Source organism: Bacillota bacterium, from assembly GCA_013314855.1.
In the GTDB taxonomy this organism is placed as follows: Bacteria; Bacillota; Clostridia; order Acetivibrionales; family DUMC01; genus Ch48.
Map to the genome: position 1 here is coordinate 1 of JABUEW010000197.1, position 4,795 is coordinate 4,795.

General features: G+C 39.8%; 5 protein-coding genes and 1 pseudogene. 4 read left to right on the plus strand and 2 right to left on the minus strand.

Annotated elements, in window-relative coordinates; all coding sequences use genetic code 11:
- Positions 1-40: 40 nt before the first annotated feature.
- A pseudogene (locus HPY74_19810) lies at positions 41-484 on the minus strand (pyridoxal 5'-phosphate synthase lyase subunit PdxS).
- A gap of 218 nt (positions 485-702) precedes the next feature.
- Here HPY74_19810 and HPY74_19815 point away from each other — a divergent pair.
- Positions 703-1,083 (plus strand): hypothetical protein, encoded by a 381-nt coding sequence (locus HPY74_19815; protein ID NSW92855.1) that lies wholly within the window; start codon positions 703-705, stop codon positions 1,081-1,083.
- A 212-nt stretch (positions 1,084-1,295) separates the two neighbouring features.
- Here the strand turns inward: HPY74_19815 and HPY74_19820 are convergent, their stop codons facing one another.
- On the minus strand, positions 1,296-2,789 hold the full coding sequence (locus HPY74_19820; protein ID NSW92856.1) for a hypothetical protein: 1,494 nt from the start codon (positions 2,787-2,789) through the stop codon (positions 1,296-1,298).
- Positions 2,790-3,200: 411 nt separating this feature from the next.
- On the opposite strand from HPY74_19820, the gene HPY74_19825 reads away from it, so the two are divergent.
- The 3 genes from HPY74_19825 to HPY74_19835 all read left to right on the plus strand — a co-directional run bounded on the left by HPY74_19825 (position 3,201) and on the right by HPY74_19835 (position 4,406).
- The gene (locus HPY74_19825; GenBank protein NSW92857.1) at positions 3,201-3,371 is read left to right on the plus strand and encodes a hypothetical protein; all 171 of its coding nucleotides are present in this window, start codon (positions 3,201-3,203) and stop codon (positions 3,369-3,371) included.
- 43 nt (positions 3,372-3,414) lie between these two features.
- Positions 3,415-3,990: a hypothetical protein gene (locus HPY74_19830; GenBank protein NSW92858.1), complete on the plus strand. Its 576-nt coding sequence runs from the start codon at positions 3,415-3,417 to the stop codon at positions 3,988-3,990.
- A gap of 134 nt (positions 3,991-4,124) precedes the next feature.
- Positions 4,125-4,406: a hypothetical protein gene (locus HPY74_19835; protein ID NSW92859.1), complete on the plus strand. Its 282-nt coding sequence runs from the start codon at positions 4,125-4,127 to the stop codon at positions 4,404-4,406.
- Positions 4,407-4,795 lie beyond the last annotated feature (389 nt).

Consider the following 4,795-nt stretch of genomic DNA (forward strand, 5'->3'; position numbering starts at 1 on the left):
GAGATCTATTTTGGAGGTGGCCTATATTGTTTCCAAGCTTCTACCATCCCCGCTCAGCATAGCGCTCTTCCAGTTTACTTATCTCATAGCTATACATAGCTTCACCCAGGTCTTCCGAAACTTCCGCTAGGATCTCAGGGTCGTTGTAATAGGTTACAGGCTTTACAATGGCTTGGGCGCGCTTTACAGGGTTTTCCGATTTAAAGATGCCCGAACCCACAAATACCCCGTCGCATCCCAACTGCATTAACAGCGCCGCGTCGGCGGGTGTAGCCACACCCCCGGCGGCGAAATTCACCACCGGAAGCTTGCCGTTTTCCGCCACATAAAGTACCAGGTCATAGGGAGCCCCCATTTCCTTGGCGGTGGCCATCAACTCTTCTCTGGGCATATTCTGAAGCCGCCGGATCTCCGCCATAACGGTGCGGATGTGCCTTACGGCTTCTACCACGTTGCCGGTCCCGGCTTCCCCCTTTTTTTGTAAATTTCGGCATTATACCCCTCCCGAATATTTTATATTTTGTGTATAAATATGCGAACCAAAAGGTGTCGGGTTTTTAAAATCCGGCACCTTTTAAAGAAGCTGCTTAAAGAGGTTTTAATTACACAGGAGGAGTTTGCACTTATCACCAATTATATCGAAGGAAACCTTTGAGAAGACGCAACTGGAAATTGAACGGAGATGTCCGGAGGGTAAAGAATATGAAATTCAAATTAATTGGTGTGATTATCATATCCATGCTGTTTTTTACCGGATGTACGGAAAAAAAGGAGAAATTAGCCATAGTATCCTCCAATAAGGTAACTGTTGATAACAATATTGTCTTCTTCGTTAATATTGAACAAACGAAATATAAAAAACCGTTAACACCGGATGATGATGGATTTGACATGTACAAAAGCAGATTTTATGGTCAATTTGCCCTTGTTTCCAGGAATGTCTCAGGAGAGGAAATAGACCGTATAGCACTAAATCAATTTTTTGAAAACAGGGATATGGGCTTTATCGGCGAATTCAAGCTTGGGTTTCAAGATATGAATGCAGATGGTGACCTAGATATTGGGTATGAATTCGAAAAGTAGGGTGGAGGCTTTGTAGCAAACTGGTAATATTAATAATAAAAGGAAATTAATCCAGTATTAATCTAAAAGTAAGAAGAAAGGGCACGTTGAAAACAAAATATGCTGCGTGTATAAACAGGGTGAGAGGAAAAAAGAGCATAGCAAGGCTAACCCAATGTGCTTGGGAGATAAAACTCAAAAAGAGGATTTAAAAATTAGGCAGGTTAAGCAACTTAAGCAGCTATTTCCTCGAGCAAAGGAATAATGCTGAATCCGGTATGCTTAATCCAGGCATCCAGGTGTATATTGATGGCAGCCATGGTAGCCCGCATAAAACGTTCTCTTGAACTACGGCAGTTACCGGCTTCAATATCGTAATCTTTAAAAAGCCGTTTATGACTGCGTTCCACTGTAGTCCGCCGGTTAAGCATTTCCTTGAAGGTATCCGAGCTGCGGGATACAGGAGGAAAAAGCCTTGGGTCATAGTCCGGTTTAATGTAAATAGTTCTACCATAGGGGCTGTTGGTGCAGCTGCAAGGTTTATCAATCCCATGGTAGTCAAACCAACACCTGTACTTGATACCTTTAGGATAAGAATAACCGCAGTTTTGATAAGGTATGCCACCCATGCAAATAGGATTTCCCTCATTATCGAAGCAAAGGACTCCGGGAGGCAGGTCCTTATCGGGGAACTTGGCAGTAGAGTCAAGAGGGATAAAGGGTATCATGTTATGGTGCTGGAGGAGGTTATAGGTAGGGTAATTATCCATGGAGCCATCAGCTATATAATTTTTGAAGGAAATATCAGGGTAAAGCTTTATGACTTCATTGAGTGCAAAAACGGCGATAATGCTGTCATGCCTTTGAGCCTGGGCTTTGCGCAGATAAATAGGCAAGTCGTAGGGACTATCTGCCGCAGTGCAAACAAACAGCGTATCGCCGTAGAACCACTGTTCGCGGTAGCTGTCCCAGCCCCAAGTAGCATCGGGGTCGGAATAGCGCCTTGGGCATTTGCAGTCAAAGATCCCCTTGGATTTGCAATCGCAGACTTTTACACCATAGTGGCTGGCACCTGAATAATAGGTAGTGCCGTCATTAGAGATAGAGAGGCTTTTGGGGTTGCCGAGGATGCCCATTTTAAGGGAAGTATCGACGACGCATCTGGCCAGGAGCTTCTGCAAAACTATCTCAGGTCGATACTCGGGGAGCTTGTCCCGGATTGCAAGTGAGGCGAACTTTTTAACAACGCCATTATGCCTTGGGAGGACATATTTTTTACCGGCCCCAGGCTTCTTGCGGGGCTTAGGCTTAAAAGTGCGTAGCTTTTTCTTTCTGGCTACCTGCACTTTATGGGAGGCTTGCCAGAGTCTCTTGGTCAAGTCGTAATATGAGCTGAAAGATGGCGCTTTGCCATATTCAAACCCACATATAGCGCAAAGTAGCTCATCACTGGCGATTCTGGCTGACCACTTAGGTATGTCATGTTCACCCTGGTCAAGCATAAGGACAAAGGAGCGTATAATACCTTGCTGATTCTTAGCTGGGCGTCCTGTATTGGAATACAGGGGGCTAAGGATACTGCGAATGAGGTCAAGGTTGAGCAAAAAGAGCTTGGAAATAGAGTCTTTCAGCTCAATTATCCTTTTTCCGCAGGTAAGTAATAAACATAGTAGTTGAAAAATAAGATTTTTTTGGTACACATCATGAGAGATCCAATCACGCAGCATAAATAAAACCTCCATAATCAAAGTAATGGTAAAAAATACCATCCACTTCGATTATGGACGGAACAAACGTTTGTCAAGAGAGATCGCAACCATATTTGGTTAATATTAGGATATTTGTTGAAAAATTTTTTATGTATTAAAAATACTTTATGTACTGTACACTATTTTGGTAAAAAATAACTGGAAAATATTTTGGTAATTTATGGTGGATATTGGAGGTAAAGCAGAAATTGCTCTGCCTCAAATATATATGTCGGAAACCCTACGAGTTTTCGAATTCATACTATTGGCATAGGGGAGGTTGCCACTGGCGAACATGCGCATTCGGGGGAATTCCAGTATGTTATATTTTCAATAGATAATGAGGGCAAACTTAAAAATCTTCCTGTTGAGGGCGGATATTTTTATACATTGAAAAGTAATCATTCTTTATGGGATTTTTCTTTATGGGAACGTAGGACCTCTAGGATTTGTGAAAACGGAACTGTTCGTGCTGTAGTAGGGAGAGAAGATAGGCACGGATATAAAGAGATTAAATATGTATGGAACGGAAATATGTTTGTTGTAGTCGATGAACAATAATGTTTTTTTTGATTCATATTTACGTAAGCATGCAGAAGGACATTTGATCGGAACTGCTAATGCAAAACTGTGCGAAGGACTTTATGCAGACACGTATTTGATCAAATTTTCAGAAAATAAAGAATACAAAACCGAACTTGCGCTTCTTTCAAACGGGAAAGCAATTTCATATGTTTTATCTAAAATTACAGATATTCAAAAATATAATACAACTATATCTGCATATAAGAAAGATAATGGGCTTCAAAATGCCGTGATATCGTCTGTCGAAGCATTCGAAGTTGCTCATCCGTCAAATGATGAGAAGGGCGTTATACTTGTTATCCACTCTTTTGAAGATGATAACCAAAAAGACCGAATAAACTGGAGCGAGCAACAGTTTATTGATAATAAAGACGGTTATTTCAGGGCGATATTGTGGATTGAGGATATAAATTCTCCCGACCAATTCAAAGTACTGGATTCTGCTGTTTATCGCAGATTCCGTTCCTTTGAAAAGAGGGAACGCATTGAGATCAAGTTCATAGGCGATGCTGCAGGTGATGGCAACCTGGATGTTGCTGCTAGGCTTATATGGCCTACCGGTTCAAATCTCCTTATTATGAAAAACATAGAATGACCAAGGAAATAACTGGGTTCAGTGTATAAATTTATACATTATTCTAGTATAATTGAAGTATAATTAACAATGATAAGCAAAAATAAATTTTAATGATTTATCTTTGTAATAAAGGTAGAGGGGGAGAGGAGATAGTGAAGAAAAAATTGAAATTTATATCAATTTTATTCCTTGTAATAGGGCTGGTTTTATTTAGTGATTATATCAGATTAAAAAATGAGATAATTGACGGAGACGGAGTAGGCATATTATTTTGTGGTTTAATTGGAATAATATTGAGCTTATTTGGAGCAGATGAAAAAGTTCCCTATGAACAGGTTCCTGCTTATGCTAAAGCTTCTTTAATTGCTTCCCTTTTATTTATTGCAACAGCTTTATATACCCTATATAGGACATTTAAATCTTTTAAGCAGTGAAATATATAATTAATTGGTAAAATTGGCCAAATAGAAGCTGTAAAATTATTTAAAGTGCTGAAATTTGAAGATGATTAAATTTTTCCATATAAATTTTCTAACAAAACCTCTTTGTATTTCGTTATATTGAGTGAACGGAAAAAACAAAGAAGGTTTTTTCGTTATCGCAATTAATGCTGATCGGGTTAAAATCGTAGCCAGTTTGCAACGTTACAATAATGGTTATTGGAGTGAAATAAAAAGCTGGACGCAAATAGAAGACAAGCTCACTACGGTATTGGAAGAGGAGTGGTATGTAAACAGAGGATATTCATATCGGCTTCAAAGCACTATCTGTGTATACAGTGATGGAACATACATTTAACACTACGAAATTTGCTGACTTACCT